Here is a 16,692-nt window from a genome sequence, read left to right on the forward strand (position 1 = left end):
TCACGTGGCCGACGGCCATCGTGCGGCTGCGCTGCATCGACATCAGTTCTTCGCGCTCGGTCTCACTCAGATTCATCTTGCCCATGCACTATTAGATCGGTGCAATTTCAATGGTTCAATGGACTAGCCGGGTTACGCGCCGGGAACCGGCGGTTGTGGAGTGCTGGCGGAGATGACCGTTAGCTGCGCCAAAGAGGGGAAGCCATACCTTCGCTGGCCGGTGCAACGGATCCCCGGTGCAGCCCCTGCACAAGGGCGTTGCGTACGATCGGGATCCTGGGTCCTCGCGCGAAGGCGGACGCTGGCACGGCACTGTGCTCAGTCTTCCCGGGCGAATTTGCCGTCACGCGGTGAACCGCCAGCCGCACGAGTCAGCAATCGGGCTGGATACGGCCGAGGGTGTGTAAAAACACGCGGAACACACTATCGGCGACTCTCGGTTGGGAGCGCGATTGCGCTGGGGCGGCACACGGACAGATAGCGTAATTGCATTTGCCGACGAACAGCGTCGGCGCGCGAGTTCACGCGCCTGCCAGCTTCATTGCACGCATCGTCTTTGCGAACCCGAGAATCCTGATGACGCGTTTGAGGTTGTAGGCCAGCACATGCAAACTCATTTCAGCGCCGACATGACCAAGTCCGCGCGTCTGGAAGTGCGTCGCACCCATCCAGTGCTTGAGTGTGTCGAACACGTGCTCGACCGTCCGCCGTCGCATCGTCATGGCGTCGAGCTGGCGATCCAGCCTGGACTGCATCGCCTCAAGCACCGCTTCGTGTTCCCATCGTCGAATACGCCGGTAACCGTGGATGTCGAACTACTGACATCAGCGGACGGGAAGTGAGTCTACATGGCTCATTGAGTGCGTGCCCATATTTCGGCGACGGGTGCTGACGCAAGACGTGACTTGGATTAGCGCCGGATCCACACACGGCTACGAACCGCACAAAAACTCGGCCGGCTGGCGAGCTTAGTCGCTTCGTCCAGCAGTACGCCCGCAAGGCTCATGCCTCAGAGGCCAACGACCAGCAGTACGATCGCAAGCTCGAAAAGAAGATGAAGCGCCGCTCCGCTTCTGAACTATCCGACCTTCTTTCCCAAGACGAGCAAGTGACATTTGAGCCGGGCCCTGAGAAAGGGTGAGAACGGTGGAGTCGAGTTGTGGCGCAGTAGCGTTCGGTTTGGTTTCTCTGTTTCCGCCCCTTTCGTTTGCTTCGGTCTTTACTGGGAAGCTAGCCGGAGCGCCGTAGACCGGATTAAAAGTGCAAGCGTCGCTGGCATTAAACTTGTCACAGCGGCCGTCAACTGCGAACGGCCGGCGTCGAACTCTCATCGCCGGGACAGCAGAGACATTCGAACATCATTTGGCTGCCGCCGGTCGATCCCACCACACCATCTCCGTGTGACCAAAAGCTCTGCCTCTGGCGCTCTTGGCGACGGAGAAGCCTCTGCAACTTCTCTTCGCCCATACGCTGGTCGCTTTCTGTGTCTCTCTGTGTTCCAGTCGCCCGTCTATTCTGCCGCGGCCGCGGGACTTTCGCCCCACATGCCTACTTGATCGAAGTCAAATTCTCTCCAGAAGAGCCACATAACATTTTGCTGAGCAAGGCTCACTCGATGATGCCGCACATACACCGATCATCGGCAACGCCTTCCTGCGACAGCTGCAAATTGATGGAGGCCCCTATGGACCGACTGGCAAATCCGGCTCCCGAGACCGAGCCCGATCGCGATGTCACAGCAAGGACATCAAGGCTCGCGGAGGTTATTTTTGTTCGCGATCTCAATGAGGTTCACTTGCTCTTGGACTATGTATCCGGGCGCCCCGATGTTCATATTTGGGATATGGGCGACATCAAGATTCCGGGACCAGCCGGTGCGGATTGCACGCTGACAGCGCACCAGACAATTGAGCGCATTTGCGAGCTACGATATCCGCCCCCGTCGGCGGAAGATAAGCGGGTGAAGGCATACAATGCAGCACTCCTTCTTTGTGTGAAAGACTAATTGAACGCGCTAGCGTATCCAGCGTCCGGCCTGACGATCGCCTACACGCGCATGTTCCTGCAGAAGCACGAGTCCAATGACCATTCAGCCAAGAATGACGCTGGATATTCCCGCTCCGAAATGGCTTATCCCGGCCTTGTCGCGAGTGCGAAAGGACTGCAATCGCTTCATACGCTCATGCGGTATTTCGGTTGGGTGTGGACCATTATCTCTACGGTAATCTTGGCGATCGTCGTATACGGAACAGTGTTGACCGCTCGGTTCGAGGAAGCCCATAAAGCAGTTGACGACTCGATAAGTCAGATATACACGCAGGTCGATTCGGAAAAGGCAGAAAACGCAAGCGGGGCTCCTACTCTTGCGAAGGGCACTGCGGACTTGCTGTGCGACGTGCGAACAATAGCAGAACGCAGTAGCAAAATGAAGCTTCTATGCAATCAGCGATCCTTTAACCAAGCACTCTACGAGAAGTCGATCAAGGACGTCGCGGCGTTCGCTGAACGTTACAGATTCTTGACGCAGATATGGATCTTCCCGGCTTCAATAGAACCATCATGGAGGGAAGGTCATCCTGAAAACGTCCAGTCAGTCAAGCTGGTTCTGTCTGCATACACGAACTATGTATTGCCGGTTTTTTTCGGTCTCCTCGGCGCAATCGCGTACTTCCTGCGCAACATTGGAAACCGCGTCACCGGTAGCACTTTGGCTCCTCGAGATGAAACGCTTATCGCTATCCGCCTGATCCTCGGTGCTATTGCCGGGACGGCGACTGGGCTGTTATTCAGGCCCGACTCCGTTCCCGCGGTGAACTCCGGCGCTGGCATGTTAGCGTTGTCGACGCCTGCGATTGCGTTCCTTGCCGCCTACGGTGCGGACGGGTTCTTCCGCATGATCGAGGCACTGATAGCGCGAATTTTTAGCCTCGACCCTCCCGATAAGCCATCGCCGCCCCGGTAGACCGATCGTGAAAGTAACGCCACGCAAATCGGCCCGTGTGAGGTACGGCTCAACTCCATCGGCAAGCGACGTACGCCATCAGCAGCGGCGAGTCGTCTCTAAAGGGGCTCCCATCAGCTCCGATGTCGGGTAGTCAGGGCCGCGTGATCCGGCCTCTGTCGTCGCTTGCCGCCCGCGCCCACTGTGTTCGAGTTTTAACGCAGGCGATTGCCCACAAGTCCAGGTTTCATGTGCGGCTAACGCGCACAGGCCATATCGCAGATGATGGACGGTCCGCATCACTCGGGCTCGCTGTCCCTGCGACAACATCTCAAGGGCGGAGCTTCCGCCAAACGCGATCGCCTGGCTCACGAGAAACACGGCCGCGTTGATGTCCGATTCGAACGTCTCAACAAGCTCGCCGGCGATGGATCCATCGATTGGACGGAGTGCCTCGATCGACACGGCGCTCTCGATGGCTGAACTGCTCGATGAGTATGCGCTGACGTGCGTCGAAGAACCGCTGCGCTGCGATCGTCCGTTGGAAGAATGGCGAATCTTGCGCGAACAGTTGCAAACGCCGATCGCTAGGGGTGTCGAGCGGTCGGTCAATGGGCGCGTCGTGCTCGATACGGCGCCGGGGATCGCGACCACCCCGAATATTGCATGGCTGCGACGGTATTGCGGTTCGGCGCCGGTTGGCTGAGGCGTCGAGGAGCCCATCTCACGGGCAAACCTGCACCGCCGCGGACACCGACTGCACCGCCGGCGGCTGCCCGGCTGCGGGCATGCCCGAACGCAACTGGACGTGCTTGCGGAACTTCAACAGCGCCCGCTTGCCCTCGACGTATGCGACGTAATCGACCAGAAAATTTCTGAACGTCTCGCCAAAGATGCCGGTGTGTCCATCGATGATGTCCTGATGGGTGACGGCAACGACGACCGGGCTGAACGGCGTGAAATTCGGGCCGCCGGGGACGTGCTGCTGGACCGGTGTCAGCCCCACGCCTTTGAAGACAACCTCCGCGCCGGTGAAATCGAACGCCTCGATCTTCGCGCCTGGATTGGGTCCGGCATAGTCCGCGTCGGTCAGTGAATCGGGACGCTGCACGAGGCTTAGGTCGTGTGTCTGTTGCTGCGGCAACTCGCCGAGCGCCTTGCCCCACAGCGCGCCCTGATAGTTATCGTCATCGGGGCGAAAGCCCGGCCGGAAAGGCCGCGTCAAGACGCGTGCAATCGGGAAAAACGATTTACGCGGGACATCGTTGTCCGCGGAAAAAACGACGACCTGCGGCGTCTGCGTCTCGGGGTAAGCCAACTGCCGGTACAGCGCGTCGATCCGGGCAAACTGGTACGCCTCGGTTGCCGGATTGACGAGGATGTTCAGGTCGCCGAGGCTATCGACCGGGGTGTGCTCGGCGACGGCCGCGCGGGGATCCGAGACAGGTTTCAGAACGTTGGCGAAACAGGGAGCGCGCTCGGCGAGCGAATACTCGAATGAGCGCGCGATCGCGCGAAGCAAGACTTGTCCGCCGAAGCTGTGGCCGATCGTGACGAGCCCCATGGTGGGCTTCGGCTCCGCCGGCCCGCTATCGGGGGGCGATGTGTTGCGGCGAAGATAGATCCGGTCGAGGCGCTCGATAAACTCCGACGCATCTCCGTCTCCGACTCGCTCGGCCGCACTCTTGCGCCACCACATCGTCGCGTAGTCGAGGAAGCCCGGCAACGACCGCCCGCGCCAGCCCATATAGACGCCGATCAGGCGCAGTTCCTTCGACCCGGTCAGTTGCTCGCGCAGCGCCTGTCGCACCGGTGTATTGATCACGTTGCTCAGCGCCTGCAACGTCTTATTGAAATCGAGCAGGTTCTCATCGTCGTCCGCGGCGTTGTGATGCCAGCCGTGGATAAACAGCACGACTAGAACGTTGCCCTCTTGCGTCGCCTGTTTGATTTCTTCAAGCGTTTGATTCGCCCTCGTAGCGTCCCAGAACGAGCCAAAATCGTCGATCTGGACGATCTTCAGATCGTACGGCGGCGGGGCGAGATTGGCCGTTTCATATCGCTTGTTGTACAAGGAGCAACCGGCGAACGTAGCGGCCGCCACCGCCGCTGCGCAAACAGAAAGTTTCAGAAGGTCCATGCGTGCCTCCTCAGCGTTTGGGCGGCCAGCGGCGACGTCCACTACATGGATATAGGTTCATTTTTCGAAGACGAACGTTCGCAACCGCACGAACTTCGAACATTAGTTGTGGCTTGTCGTCGCGCAAATCGCCGACGAGTAGCGCGTTCCGCGCATTCTGCCATGCAGGGAGATGTCCGCAAATGTGCGCGGCTGCCCCCGGACGCTCGCCCCAGACACGATCGTTCGATGCGTTCGATGATGTAGTTGTGGGACGAAGACCTCAGCGCCTCACCACGAGGGACTCCCGCTCGCCGTGCAAAACGCTACCGGCGCGCCACCGGTCATCCGCAGCGACATGCGGCGCGGCGGTGGTTGTGTCGGCGCACTCTTGATCGCACCGCACCAGCTCGTATGGCTACGGTGCGCGTCGGGCTGGCACGGCATGAAACGCTCGTGCTGGACTTCGGCCGCGAGCTCGCTGCGTTCGCGCGCTTCGATTGCGCGCCGCAGCGCTCGTCGAATCGCTACACGAACCCGATCACGCATCCCGCCACAACCACCAACGGCAGTGACGCTATTGTGGACGTTGTATCAATCGATTTTCCGATAAGGATTCCTCAAGTAGCTAGCGAGTAGAATTGCTCCGCAACCGCCATTGAGGCCTCCGCGTCGCAAACGTTGTGTTGCAGCACCGCGGCGCTCCTACATGCAAACTACGTGCAGCAGCCTGCTCCACAAAGGCCGTGGCATCTGCAATGGCGCCGTTGCTCACCCACCGGCCAGCGCAGTCGCCGAAAGGTGGTGGCCAGTTTGGAAGAAATTTGCCTGTTAGTTGCAATAATGCCCTTTGTACTTCTCGACACCTGACGCGACCTTCAGCAGCCTCATCCGGGGGAATCCATTGTTTTTGCGTCAAAAAGACAATTTACACATGGACGGTCTCCGACCGGGCTTACGTCGGTTGAACGTCGAGATTCTCATGCAGGAACGCAACCACTCTCTGCAAGGCGACGCGCGTCGAATTCGGTGCTTGCGAATTCACCGGATCGTCATCGCCGGCTGCGTCGTATTCATAGGTGAGTATCGCGTGCGGATGCGGGTCCGTGCCGGAATTGTCGTACTCGTGAAGCGTCGCATTGGAGCCGAACACCTCGACGATTCTTTCGACGCGCGGATGCACGCTCAAGACGTCATTCTTGAAGCGTTGCACCATGATGGCTACGCCATCCCGTGCGCAGCGTTTCGCGGCCGATTCGAGGTCCGCATTCGAGACATTCATTTCCCTCATCCAGTCCCCATCGCCAGCGCTTCCGCTCGTCGCGACATAGCGCAGCGAGATCGGAATAGCCGGCTGCGAGATGATGCCCGCGTGCACGCCGGTCTCGATCACCACAGGGATGACGAAGGCGCCGGTCAGACACATTCCGATCAAGCCGATGCGCCCAATCGAATTGTCCTGAGCGAGCGAACGCGAGAGCGCGCGAAGCCAGTCGCACACCGGCGCCGAGCGATTGGTACGGAGGTAGCCAAACTCTTTGCTGATGCACAAACGCGCATAGTTCAAGATCGACGCAGACCACATCATCGGTCCATACAGGTGCGGAGCATGCACGCCAAACCCGTGCTCGACGAGCCGGTCGACGAATCGCACCGTGTATTCATTGAAGCCCGGCAACTCGTGCATCACGATGACGACTGGTCCCGCGCCCTTGACATACACCGTGTGCTCGAAGGCGCCGTCGGTGAAGTTGTAACTCGAAAACCCGAGCTTCTGCATGCTCTGATCCGGCATGATCTTTCGGATGCCCGGCCCGTCGGCACCTGCCGAAGTGCCGGCCAGAATGGTTCCGGCTGCCGCGAGTTTGATGAACCGCCGTCTTCCGCCTCGACTCATGCCCGTTTCCTCCACCCCAAAGGCTTATTAAAACCGTGTTCGGCTCACCATCAGCATGGCAATACGCATTCTAGAGTAGGACACCGATTTAAAAATCAAGACATCGTGTTTATACGGATTGAACGAGGAATTCGCTCGAATATGGCAGGCATCAAACGTGGCATCGCCGGTCGGTTGAAATGCAAGCCAACGCGATCGACTGACGTTGAGCCCCCGAACGTGGCGTTCGAATGGCATGCGGATCGCGCCCCCCGGACAAAGGATGTGCAAGCACGGACCAGCCCTCCGCTCCGGGCTCCTCGACGAACCCTACCAATGACTTACGATGCACAGCACTTCTGCATGAGTCAGTATATCGTTCCGTTCGGCAGCCCACACTTCGCCCGCAATCCGCCTAGTGGACTTATGTTTGCCTAACTAGCCTTTATTCTAATCCGAGGCCGTTTCGCCTCGCCTGTCTACTTCCCGGGATAGGAACCAAGGCAAATCATAAATTCCGCAACGAACGTTCAAATATATAAGCAATACTGATTAACAAAATGTGGCTTCCTCCTTCCTGTGAACTACCCGGCCAATCCCGGATGTCAATAGAAGAGATCGGAGTTCGCAATGGCTATCTCTCGGTTCATCGTGGCAGCGTCCACCTTACTGTTCGTAACCTCGTGCGGGGACATCCAGACTGTCCTTGACCCACAGGAAAAGAATCTCGATGTAGCCGGCTTGTACGAACGGCAGTTTCACTCCACGCTCTATTTCCCGAAAGGTGAAGCCCTGCATTATCCCGGTTACGTGCTGGCGATCGAGAAAAGCCCAAGAAACATTGTCGGCGGACCAGTCCCGGCTAACAGGATCGCGGATCCGAAAGCGGCCTACATCCAGGGAGAGCGGAGCCAGGGCCTCGCTAGATCGACCAAGGAGTTGATCAAGCTCTATGAGGACGATCGCAAGTCACTCTTCGTGTCGCATATCATCAAGTACGACCAACCCACATCATCGCCGCACGGAAAACAGGAGAACGCCTCTAAAGAAGTGCCGCCGCCGCGCTTCATCGATCAATGCTTCGTCTATAACGCGTTCGAATCGGAGCCCGTCGATGCATCCGGGACGCCCACCCAATTGAACAGTGTCGTCGCATGGCCGCACTGCGGCACCAGAGCGACCGAGGCGCCCGAGTCAGTCCACACGTTGAGTGCTTCTGGCGCGCCCTCAGGGGAGTTGGACATCACGGGCACGCAGTTTCAGCAGGCCGGCGAGACAGCACTGACAGAGCAAGGTGCAAACTCCACTGCTGACGCATGCCGCATCGTTGCTGAACGAGGAGATGCGCGCTACGGGGCGATTGCGTCGCCGTCTGCAGGAGGCCAATTCGGTCTCAACACAATCGAAAGCAACATAGAAGATTTCAGAGGCGCGTACACAAGGTTTCTCATGCTGTCCCGTCACTTCGATGCACCGACTGGCGACTGCAAATGCATGCTGGCAATTCTGCCGCCATCGGAGTCACGTAGCGTACTTGCTGAACTGACTGGCGCCTTTGCTAGGAATAGGGTCAATATATTCTCCATCCATTCCCGTCCGTCAAAGATTGCCGTGGGCCAGTATGTCTTTATCATCACAGCCGCAGGCACACCTATGGATGGATCCACTCGCAAGGCAGTGGAGCTCCTTTACGACAAGGGATACCGTCTCAAAGTCCTAGGCGCGTATGCTGCGCCAGGTGATCAGGTCGGACCTACTGCGCCTTACCCTAGTCTCCCGGGCTTGTTATCGAAGCAAGCTTTCGAAGCGATGGTTTCAGGCAATAGAGAAAAATAATATGAATGACAGGTCTATTCGACAATTTGCCGTATCTATCGCACTGATTGCTTTCGCAATCGTTAAATCGATAGATGATCGGATCCCGGATTTTCTGCTCTGGATCGCACCTGGAGGAGACATATCTCGCCCGTCTTGGCCCTTTGTATCTAGCTTATTAGCTGCGGCCTTTGCGGGATTAAAAATTGGACTGCTCATCGTTTTACTCGAACAATTTTTATATCGATTCTTCGCGCGAAGAATCATCGGGCGATGGGTATATGAATCAACCACAGGAAACTTCGGCATCGCCGTAATCGCACCACGCGGTTTTTGGGCCGGTGGCACGACGCTAACCTACTCCGTTAACTTATATCGAAACGGTGATGACGCTTTTTCAGCCATGAAACAGACGGGTGACACAGCCCCGTTCGGCACTGCCGACGGAATAGTCACGAGTTTCAAGGATGACAAGCTTACGCTCATCTATCAAGTTCACATTGGCTCCGAGAAGTACAGTGCCAGAAAAGGCATACTTTCGATCTCGCCGTCGCCCGATTCTGGAATCATGACGGGCATTTGGGAGTCGACGAAGATCAACGATGACGCCAAGGTACCGGATCGGGACGTACGCGTAGGTGATCTCAAAATGTACAGATATCGGCGCTTCCATCAGATATGGAACGATCTACGTTCCCAAAGCAAACTGATAAAGGCAGCGAAGTGACGACGATCGGCGTCGTGGGTTTGGGTCAGATTGGAGGCTCGATCGCACAGGGCCTTTTATCCCGTGGAATCTCGGTAATCGGTACCGATACGGACCGCTCTGCACTGGAGTTGGCACGGACATCCGGGATTGGGATTGCTGCGGACCTCCGTGAAGTACTCGGGGTGAGTTCGATAGTGTTTGTCTGTGTCAGTTTAAACGCCAATATGCCAGTACTTCAACAAGTCGTCGAGATGCTTGATAGCGCCGGCTCGCCACCTACAGTCACGGATGTTGCGTCGTACAAAAATGGAACATTCATCAAACCAGAAGGATGTTCATTTCTCATACCAGGACATCCGATGGCTGGTACTCAGGGCTATGGCTTCGCTTCCTCCGACCCCGAACTTTTCATGCGCGCACAATGGATTCTGATAGCGGACGGTCCGCTAGACGTCGATAGGATTATTCCACTCATCCAGGTCATTACAACATTAGGCGCTCGCGTGCAGATTTGCGGCGTTGCGTGGCATGATGAAGCAGTCTCCCTAATAAGCGCCCTACCTCATGCCCTTGCCGTTTCTCTTGGCAAGGTATCGGTTGCGCCTAACGATTGCGAAAGCAAGCTAACACTGGCCGCGGGGTCCTTTCGAAGCGCAACTCGTGTTCTACAGTCGGACCCCAACTTCATTCGCGATCTACTTCTTCTTAACCGACACACATTGCTACCTTTGATATGCGCAGTTACGGACGCGCTTCACGACATCGCTAGGGCATTGCGATCTGGTGACATGGAAATGATGTCTGAGCTCATCTACGACGCGCTACGCAGTTCTGCCCTTACGGAGGGACGCGAAGTCGCGGTCACGTCGCAGACTATTCCAATCTCTAAATTCGAGTTCTTTCTGAAAAGTCTGACAAACTCCGGCCATTCTATTAAAAATATCACATGGAGCGGTAAGTCCCTCGAAGTGGTAACTGAATACGAGCACTTCAGAAGCCTGGATCATTGACGATTGCCGTGCCACGTTAAGGCTCCGTCAGCAGGAGAGGCTCCGCGTGGAGTGACCGCCAGTCGTCGACACCGAATTGCGAATACCAACAAATCAACTTGCAGCCGACGCACGACCACCGATCGCAGGATGGCGGCTTCAGCCGATCAATTGTCGCTCGAAACGTCGCGCGAATGGCAGGCCCGCTCTGCAAGATGCCATAGCCCTTTCGCTGGGTCGAAAGCTCGCAATGGCTCGGGTCTCCGCTGACCGCTTCTGTCAAGAGCGACCTGCCAGCGAAGTACGTTTGCTAAAACCGCAAGTAGCCTCACTACCTTTTGACACCACAGGGACTAATAATCCCGGCTCGCTTTAGCGATCAACATGGTTTTGCCTTGGGCGAGCGCGACGCGCAAATTGCTGATTCTAAGTGGCTATCGAGGCAGGCCGGGTTCCATGCGGAGTTGGGCGGCTTCCGGATCCAGTGAAGAACACCAAGGATGCCTCGTTGCTAATAGCTGTCGGGACGGCGGAAGACTATGCTCAGTCAAAAAAAAAGCCGCACCGTCACCAACGACGGTGCGGCAAGGGAGCTGACGGGTGGTGACCGGTTGCCGATACCCGTCAGCGGAGAGAGCACTCAAACTACCACGCCAACTCGCGCCATTCGGTCTCTTGCGAAAAGGTCGACGGTATTGTCCGATCAGTACTAGTAGAAGCGCGTCACCGAATGTTGCCGAAACCACTTCATGAGCGCGTCGAAACCCGCTTGCCGCGATACTACCTGTACGTGATATTCGCTAACTATTGTTCCTATTTCGCCAGCGGTTTCGGGGGGCCGGGTTGGCACCGCGAACACACCTTCAGATTCTGTGTCACATGCCATCGGAACAGCGATCAGCATGAAGGCGATTTCCTCGGCGGCACATATTCAATGGAACGCAGTTTGCAGTTTCGCGTGACACAACTAGAGCGTGGGCTCATCGTTCCGAGCTGGATATCTTCAGTTTTCCGGCTCATTTACCTCATCTACAAATATTCCGACGAAGGACACCGAAAAAACGACACGCGATTCTCAAGTCATTCACAGATGACGGATATTCATCGCTCGTAAAGTAAAGATGCCGTCAAACTCGCAGGACCTGGACCAGTCGGCCAAAATCTGGCATATGAACGCCATTGAAATCGAAACGGCAAACCCGTCTGTTAAATTCTCGATCACGTTTGGCTCGTGCTGCCCAGAGCCTAATGTGGTCCACCGGGTCGGCCCCCCCCCCCGAACTAGATCGAACCCGGACTCGCACCGCCAGGCTGGCAATGCCTGGCGGTAATGAGATGGTCACCCCCACCCTACACGCGGGTTACGCTGTAGGGTGTTTTCTTTTCTGGAGAGGCCATCATGCAGGATGTGACGCTGGTTGGAATCGATCTGGGCAAGCACTCCTTTCACCTTCACGGCCAGGACCGGCACGGCCAGGCCGTGTTTCGCAAGAAGGTGGGGCGCAAGCAGCTGATTGAGTTTTTTGCCGCGTTTCACGCCTGCACGGTGGTCATGGAGGCGTGCGCTGGCGCCCATCACCTGGCCCGCAAGCTAGCGGGCTTCGGGCATCAGGTCAAACTGATCTCGCCGCAGTTCGTGCGGCCGTTCGTCAAGGGTAACAAGAATGACTTCGTGGACGCCGAAGCGATCTGCGAGGCCGCGTCGCGCCCGGCCATGCGGTTCGTTACTCCGAAGACCGAATCGCAGCAAATGCTCTCGGCACTGCACCGTGTGCGCGATTCGTTGATTCGTGACCGCACGAAGGCCGTTAACCAAATCCACGGCTTTCTACTTGAGTTCGGCATCAGCCTGCCGGTCGGGCAATCCGTCATCAAGCGACTGCCGGCCGTGCTGGCCGAGCATACGCTGCCGCCGCGCCTGATCGAGATCCTCGAGCGCCTGCATGCGCACTTCAAGTACCTCAGTGAGGAGATCGCCGAGATCGACAAGGAGATGGCGCGCCAGCTCGCCGACGACGATCTCGGCCAGCGCTTGCTGACGATCCCCGGCGTGGGTCCGATCACGGCGAGCGTGCTCTCCGCCGAAATGGGGGACGGCAAGCAATACGGCTGCAGCCGCGACTTTGCCGCGTCGATCGGACTGGTGCCGCGCCAATACAGCACGGGCGGCAGGGCGAACCTGCTGGGCATCAGCAAGAGGGGTGACAAGAACATCCGGCGCCTGTTGGTGCAGTGCGCCCGCGTCTACATGCAGCAGCTCCATCGGCAGAGTGGCCGGCTCGCCGAGTGGGTGCGCGCCATGCTCACGCGCCGACACTCGAACGTCGTGGCCTGCGCGCTGGCGAACAAGCTGGCGCGCACCGCCTGGGCACTGGCGACTCGCCACGGCACGTTCGATGCGCGACCGGGCCTCAACGCGCCGGCCTGAGCGCCCGATCCCCAACCACGCTTTACCGCAGTCCCCCACCTGGTTTTGCGACCGCTGAACTTTGATGACGTGAACGGCATACCGGCCTGACGGACAACCTGTTAAAAAAATCGGCTCTCGAAGCCGCGGCGGTTTTAAGGACCATCAGGCGCGACTCTCATCGTGGCGCGGGGAGTGATCCCCACAACGACGCCGGATAGATTTAGGCAAGCCAACCACAACGTCAACGATCAAGGTTGCAAAAACGGGGGTGACCATAGATTTTTTTTTGCTCACCGATCGTTCTGACGGCATTGCTTCAATGACAAGATGTAGCTTTCACGCTTAACCGACCGAACCTCAGTCAAAATGGTCACGTAGACCAAACTCGCCAAAACATTCCACTATACGGCAATCACCCCGACTTACCTTGCAGCACGTGGTAGGTTAGAAGCCTGTCAATCTCTGCAGGTGAGTGGCCAGTTGGTTGCTTTTCAGCGGCTCCTTGCCACCGTGCAGGCGCTGCGACGCAGATCTGAGAATCTGCCCGAACAGATCCGCAATCCCACCGGTATGAAGCTCTGAAAATATCTGATGACTCCAGCAAACTCCTTCTCGGCGACGAACACCAAAAGCACAATCCTCATCACTGGCGGCGCTGGCTACATCGGCTCACACACCTGCGTGGCGCTACTGCAGGCAGGCATCGACGTTGTCGTCGTAGATAATCTCGTCAATAGCCACCGGGCATCGCTCGCGCGCGTCCAGAAGATCACAGGAAAACAACTCACCTTCTACGAAGAAGATGTGCGCGACGCACGGGCGCTTACGCGCATCTTCGAGACACATAAAATCACTGGCGTGATCCACTTTGCGGCACTCAAAGCCGTCGGCGAATCTGTGGCCAAACCGATCGAGTACTATCGCAACAACCTGGAATGTCTGCTCACGGTCCTGGACGTGATGCGCAGGTACGGCTGCAAGCAGTTCGTGTTCAGTTCTTCGGCGACGGTGTATGGCGCGCCGGAGCGCTCGCCCATCGACGAAACCTACATGCTCACCGCAACCAACCCATACGGACAATCAAAGCTCATCGCCGAGCAGATCCTGCGTGACGTCGCGATCTCAGATCCGTCGCGGCGTATCGCGGTGTTGCGCTATTTCAATCCGGTGGGCGCGCACGAGAGCGGCCTGATTGGCGAAGACCCCGCCGGTATCCCGAACAACCTTATGCCGTTTGTCGCGCAGGTGGCTGTCGGCAAGCTGCCAAAACTGCGCGTGTTCGGCGGCGACTACCCGACGCCAGACGGTACAGGCGTGCGGGACTACATCCACGTTGTGGATCTGGCAAACGGACATCTAAAAGCGCTCGATGCGCTGGCTGCGCGAGACCAGGGTTTCATCGTGAACCTGGGCACTGGACGCGGCTACACTGTCCTCGAAGTCGTGAAGGCCTTCGAGCAGGCGTGCGAACGTACTGTACCGTATGAAATCGTAGACCGCCGTCCCGGCGACATCGCCGAGTGTTATGCCAATCCCGCGAGGGCACAATCACTCATCGGTTGGAAGGCAGAATACGGCATCGAGCGCATGTGCATCGATCACTGGCGCTGGCAAGAAAAAAATCCGTAAGGGTATGCATAGCATTTCAATGCATGCGTTCACACTTGCGTCACTGGCACCACACGAATCAATCGGCTTGCGAAAGTCAATGCCGGAGGGAGTTGCATGTGTGCTCAGTGCGTCACCCTCTCTCGCCTTCGCGTCGACCTCTATGCCAGGTACGCGAAACCGATTGGGATACTCGCCCCACATGAACGACTCAGCGCTAGCGCGTTGCCCCGCCCCGGCGCCGTGGTCGCGAACCGTGGTACCACTCGTGATGATTAAGGTTGCGCATCAGTTCGTCGCGTCGCCGTTGGCGGCGCCGACGGGCTGCAACCCTGAATGTGGCGATGACCAGCACAAACGTGCCAGCAACCAAACTGGCCAGAAATGGGTGCACATCAAAATCCTCCCGCTTGCTCAGTCAGCGTCCTATTCTGTCATCCGGACGTTCAATAAATACTCGCGATCTCCTTCGAACCGCACGGAATCCACCTTAACTGGCGCTGTCGAATCCACTTCACGCTTGGTCGACCACCGACATGAGAGACCAGAACCGCGAAGTTGCAGTCGCGTTCCCGTGAATAGCTCACGAACAAAACATCGAAACGTTCGCTCAACTTTGAGGCACACCAATCTTCATCGCAAAACGTTGATGCAATCGACTTCGTCGGCAACGTGATCGATATCCAGGCGAAATGTCGCAATGAATTAACAGCCAGATCGGTCATTTATAAAACAGAAAATTCTAACATTATCACGCTATATGAATAACGATCAATATGATTCATTTGTCGATAGCATCCGCAATCTGGAGAAAGAAGTCCATCAACTGTTAGCTCAGAATACGGCGCTTGAGCTTATACTCCGCATACACATACTCGCACTTTCCGAGATCGTGCAGATAGTCACCAACCGCACAAATCGGAACGCCTCTGCCAAAACGTTTCGGCGCTCCGCGGAGGCGATATTCGCGGCCTCCAAGGGTAGCGATTCGTCCGAGGCGTACTGGAGAGCCGCCCAGTCCGAGCTGGACACACTTATGTCCGAATTCGATCAGCTCAACTGCACAAAGGCACTTGACGAAGGTGAACATCCATCTTCAAAGCATGGCGCACACTCGATCGAGGAAGAATCCCGTGGAATTCTGCTGTGTACAATAATGGCGGCTGTCAAATGCCTCTTCGCGCAACATCCAGAGCCTGAAGAGCTAAACGACTTTTGGAGTGCGCATATTGCTGCACTGGAAACGGTTGTTAGACACGTACCCAATCTGTCTGCATCTTCGATCAAATGGGCGAAAAGCCTCCTGAACGAACACTCCGTCATTGATGAACCGACCCTGCTACACTGAGTATTTCTATCGCTCGATACTGATAGCTTGATCGAGACGCCCCTCAATTGCAGAGCAATCCCGTCAATGCTACCGGTTCGGATCGCCGAATTGGCGTCTCCGAATATCGACCTCCATGAATTGCGTTAACGATCAAGTCCAGTCGGAGCGCTCACCGCATCCCGAGCTATCGTAAATACCATCGCTTTGTCAGGAAGCGCGCGCGATTCTTCGCCTCCGCGATCCAGGCCGGATCCCCGTCTCTCCCCGACCACGTCGCTGCTGTCTTTGGATCAAGGGACTTCGCTGGTAGCTTACCTTTCGACATCCTGCTCGTGGACACACTATGAGCTCCAAAGATGTCACGCCAGGAATACCCACATTCATTGACCTTCTCGCCAATGTCCACGAGAACGACTTGAGATTCAGCGCGCCACGCTTCCGCTGGCTGCTCGCTTCAAGCCCAGCCAATTGAGCCTGCGAACAGTCGAAAGTTGCCACCCCGACCCGTTGCTACAAGGACCTCTCGCGTATCCGCGCCAGATGTGAGCCCCCTACTCACGTTGTCTCACGACAGCTCTGTCTGCCCAGGAACGGCTCGAATGTCAGAACGTGGACTCTTGCCGCGTAGGGGGTAAGTTTTCCTCACTGCGCGCAGCGTCAACCCATGAAGGCTTTCTACCGCGTCGAGCCCACACGCGACCCGTCTTTGGGTCACGAATTTTCGCAGTCAACTGGCGGGATCTACCTCGGACATCATCGACTGTAAGCTGCGTATTTCGGCGAAGCCGAACACGGATTTCGGTTGAAGTCGAACAGCGTTTCCGGAGGAAGATGAACAGCCGTTTCGCTTGAAGTCGAACGGTTTCGGAGAGTTCCGGAATTGGTGTTCGGTGCT

The 16,692-nt window shown here is 57.0% G+C and carries 13 protein-coding genes and 2 pseudogenes; 10 read left to right on the forward strand and 5 right to left on the reverse strand.

The genetic code is table 11. The features are described from left to right. Positions 1-521: 521 nt before the first annotated feature. Positions 522-797 (reverse strand): annotated as a pseudogene (locus AB3X98_RS41445) (transposase); the annotation flags it as partial. 887 nt (positions 798-1,684) lie between these two features. Between AB3X98_RS41445 and AB3X98_RS41450 the strand changes: the two are divergent. The 3 genes from AB3X98_RS41450 to AB3X98_RS41460 all read left to right on the forward strand — a co-directional run bounded on the left by AB3X98_RS41450 (position 1,685) and on the right by AB3X98_RS41460 (position 3,647). After that, positions 1,685-2,005: a hypothetical protein gene (locus tag AB3X98_RS41450; protein ID WP_368607048.1), complete on the forward strand. Its 321-nt coding sequence runs from the start codon at positions 1,685-1,687 to the stop codon at positions 2,003-2,005. Continuing rightward, positions 2,006-2,962 carry a hypothetical protein gene (locus AB3X98_RS41455; protein ID WP_368607049.1) on the forward strand — a complete coding sequence of 319 codons (957 nt, stop codon included), beginning with the start codon at positions 2,006-2,008 and terminating at the stop codon, positions 2,960-2,962. A gap of 454 nt (positions 2,963-3,416) precedes the next feature. Beyond that, positions 3,417-3,647, forward strand: coding sequence for a hypothetical protein (locus AB3X98_RS41460; protein WP_368610446.1), 231 nt, complete (start codon positions 3,417-3,419; stop codon positions 3,645-3,647). An 18-nt stretch (positions 3,648-3,665) separates the two neighbouring features. Here AB3X98_RS41460 and AB3X98_RS41465 read toward each other — a convergent pair whose 3' ends face one another. Continuing rightward, the gene (locus tag AB3X98_RS41465; protein ID WP_368607051.1) at positions 3,666-5,081 is read right to left on the reverse strand and encodes a hypothetical protein; all 1,416 of its coding nucleotides are present in this window, start codon (positions 5,079-5,081) and stop codon (positions 3,666-3,668) included. A gap of 393 nt (positions 5,082-5,474) precedes the next feature. On the opposite strand from AB3X98_RS41465, the gene AB3X98_RS41470 reads away from it, so the two are divergent. Further along, on the forward strand, positions 5,475-5,699 hold the full coding sequence (locus AB3X98_RS41470; RefSeq protein WP_368607052.1) for a hypothetical protein: 225 nt from the start codon (positions 5,475-5,477) through the stop codon (positions 5,697-5,699). Between the two features lie 316 nt (positions 5,700-6,015). Here the strand turns inward: AB3X98_RS41470 and AB3X98_RS41475 are convergent, their stop codons facing one another. Beyond that, complete coding sequence (locus tag AB3X98_RS41475) at positions 6,016-6,957, reverse strand: dienelactone hydrolase family protein (RefSeq protein WP_368607053.1); 942 nt, start codon at positions 6,955-6,957, stop codon at positions 6,016-6,018. Between the two features lie 609 nt (positions 6,958-7,566). Here AB3X98_RS41475 and AB3X98_RS41480 point away from each other — a divergent pair. The 6 genes from AB3X98_RS41480 to AB3X98_RS41505 all read left to right on the forward strand — a co-directional run bounded on the left by AB3X98_RS41480 (position 7,567) and on the right by AB3X98_RS41505 (position 15,815). Beyond that, positions 7,567-8,772 carry a prephenate dehydratase domain-containing protein gene (locus AB3X98_RS41480; protein WP_368607054.1) on the forward strand — a complete coding sequence of 402 codons (1,206 nt, stop codon included), beginning with the start codon at positions 7,567-7,569 and terminating at the stop codon, positions 8,770-8,772. 1 nt (position 8,773) lies between these two features. Beyond that, a complete protein-coding gene (locus AB3X98_RS41485) occupies positions 8,774-9,478 on the forward strand; it encodes a hypothetical protein (RefSeq protein WP_368607055.1) in 705 nt (234 codons plus the stop codon). Continuing rightward, on the forward strand, positions 9,475-10,470 hold the full coding sequence (locus tag AB3X98_RS41490; RefSeq protein WP_368607056.1) for a prephenate dehydrogenase: 996 nt from the start codon (positions 9,475-9,477) through the stop codon (positions 10,468-10,470). The genes AB3X98_RS41485 and AB3X98_RS41490 overlap by 4 nt, the downstream gene beginning before the upstream one ends. Positions 10,471-11,848: 1,378 nt before the next feature. Further along, positions 11,849-12,877, forward strand: coding sequence for an IS110 family transposase (locus AB3X98_RS41495; protein ID WP_342950349.1), 1,029 nt, complete (start codon positions 11,849-11,851; stop codon positions 12,875-12,877). 573 nt (positions 12,878-13,450) lie between these two features. Beyond that, positions 13,451-14,488, forward strand: a complete 1,038-nt coding sequence (galE, locus tag AB3X98_RS41500; RefSeq protein ID WP_368607057.1) for a UDP-glucose 4-epimerase GalE — start codon at positions 13,451-13,453, stop codon at positions 14,486-14,488. Positions 14,489-15,227: 739 nt separating this feature from the next. After that, positions 15,228-15,815, forward strand: coding sequence for a hypothetical protein (locus tag AB3X98_RS41505; RefSeq protein ID WP_368607058.1), 588 nt, complete (start codon positions 15,228-15,230; stop codon positions 15,813-15,815). Positions 15,816-15,981: 166 nt separating this feature from the next. On the opposite strand, the pseudogene AB3X98_RS41510 reads toward AB3X98_RS41505, so the two are convergent. Both AB3X98_RS41510 and AB3X98_RS41515 read right to left on the reverse strand, forming a co-directional pair. Further along, a pseudogene (locus tag AB3X98_RS41510) lies at positions 15,982-16,233 on the reverse strand (H-NS family nucleoid-associated regulatory protein); the annotation flags it as partial. Between the two features lie 166 nt (positions 16,234-16,399). Then, on the reverse strand, positions 16,400-16,528 hold the full coding sequence (locus tag AB3X98_RS41515) for a hypothetical protein (RefSeq protein WP_368607059.1): 129 nt from the start codon (positions 16,526-16,528) through the stop codon (positions 16,400-16,402). Between the last annotated feature and the right edge of the window lie 164 nt (positions 16,529-16,692).

Source organism: Paraburkholderia sp. BR14312 (assembly GCF_040948675.1).
Lineage (GTDB): Bacteria > Pseudomonadota > Gammaproteobacteria > Burkholderiales > Burkholderiaceae > Paraburkholderia > Paraburkholderia nodosa_A.

What these genes read in the sequence shown, in the direction of transcription:
- galE (WP_368607057.1), top strand. Translation starts at nt 13,451, where the DNA reads ATGACTCCAGCAAACTCCTTCTCGGCGACGAACACCAAAAGCACAATC.
- AB3X98_RS41505 (WP_368607058.1), top strand. Translation starts at nt 15,228, where the DNA reads ATGAATAACGATCAATATGATTCATTTGTCGATAGCATCCGCAATCTG.
- AB3X98_RS41450 (WP_368607048.1), top strand. Translation starts at nt 1,685, where the DNA reads ATGGACCGACTGGCAAATCCGGCTCCCGAGACCGAGCCCGATCGCGAT.
- AB3X98_RS41480 (WP_368607054.1), top strand. Translation starts at nt 7,567, where the DNA reads ATGGCTATCTCTCGGTTCATCGTGGCAGCGTCCACCTTACTGTTCGTA.
- AB3X98_RS41475 (WP_368607053.1), bottom strand. Translation starts at nt 6,957, where the DNA reads ATGAGTCGAGGCGGAAGACGGCGGTTCATCAAACTCGCGGCAGCCGGA.
- AB3X98_RS41485 (WP_368607055.1), top strand. Translation starts at nt 8,774, where the DNA reads ATGAATGACAGGTCTATTCGACAATTTGCCGTATCTATCGCACTGATT.
- AB3X98_RS41470 (WP_368607052.1), top strand. Translation starts at nt 5,475, where the DNA reads ATGGCTACGGTGCGCGTCGGGCTGGCACGGCATGAAACGCTCGTGCTG.
- AB3X98_RS41495 (WP_342950349.1), top strand. Translation starts at nt 11,849, where the DNA reads ATGCAGGATGTGACGCTGGTTGGAATCGATCTGGGCAAGCACTCCTTT.
- AB3X98_RS41460 (WP_368610446.1), top strand. Translation starts at nt 3,417, where the DNA reads ATGGCTGAACTGCTCGATGAGTATGCGCTGACGTGCGTCGAAGAACCG.
- AB3X98_RS41465 (WP_368607051.1), bottom strand. Translation starts at nt 5,081, where the DNA reads ATGGACCTTCTGAAACTTTCTGTTTGCGCAGCGGCGGTGGCGGCCGCT.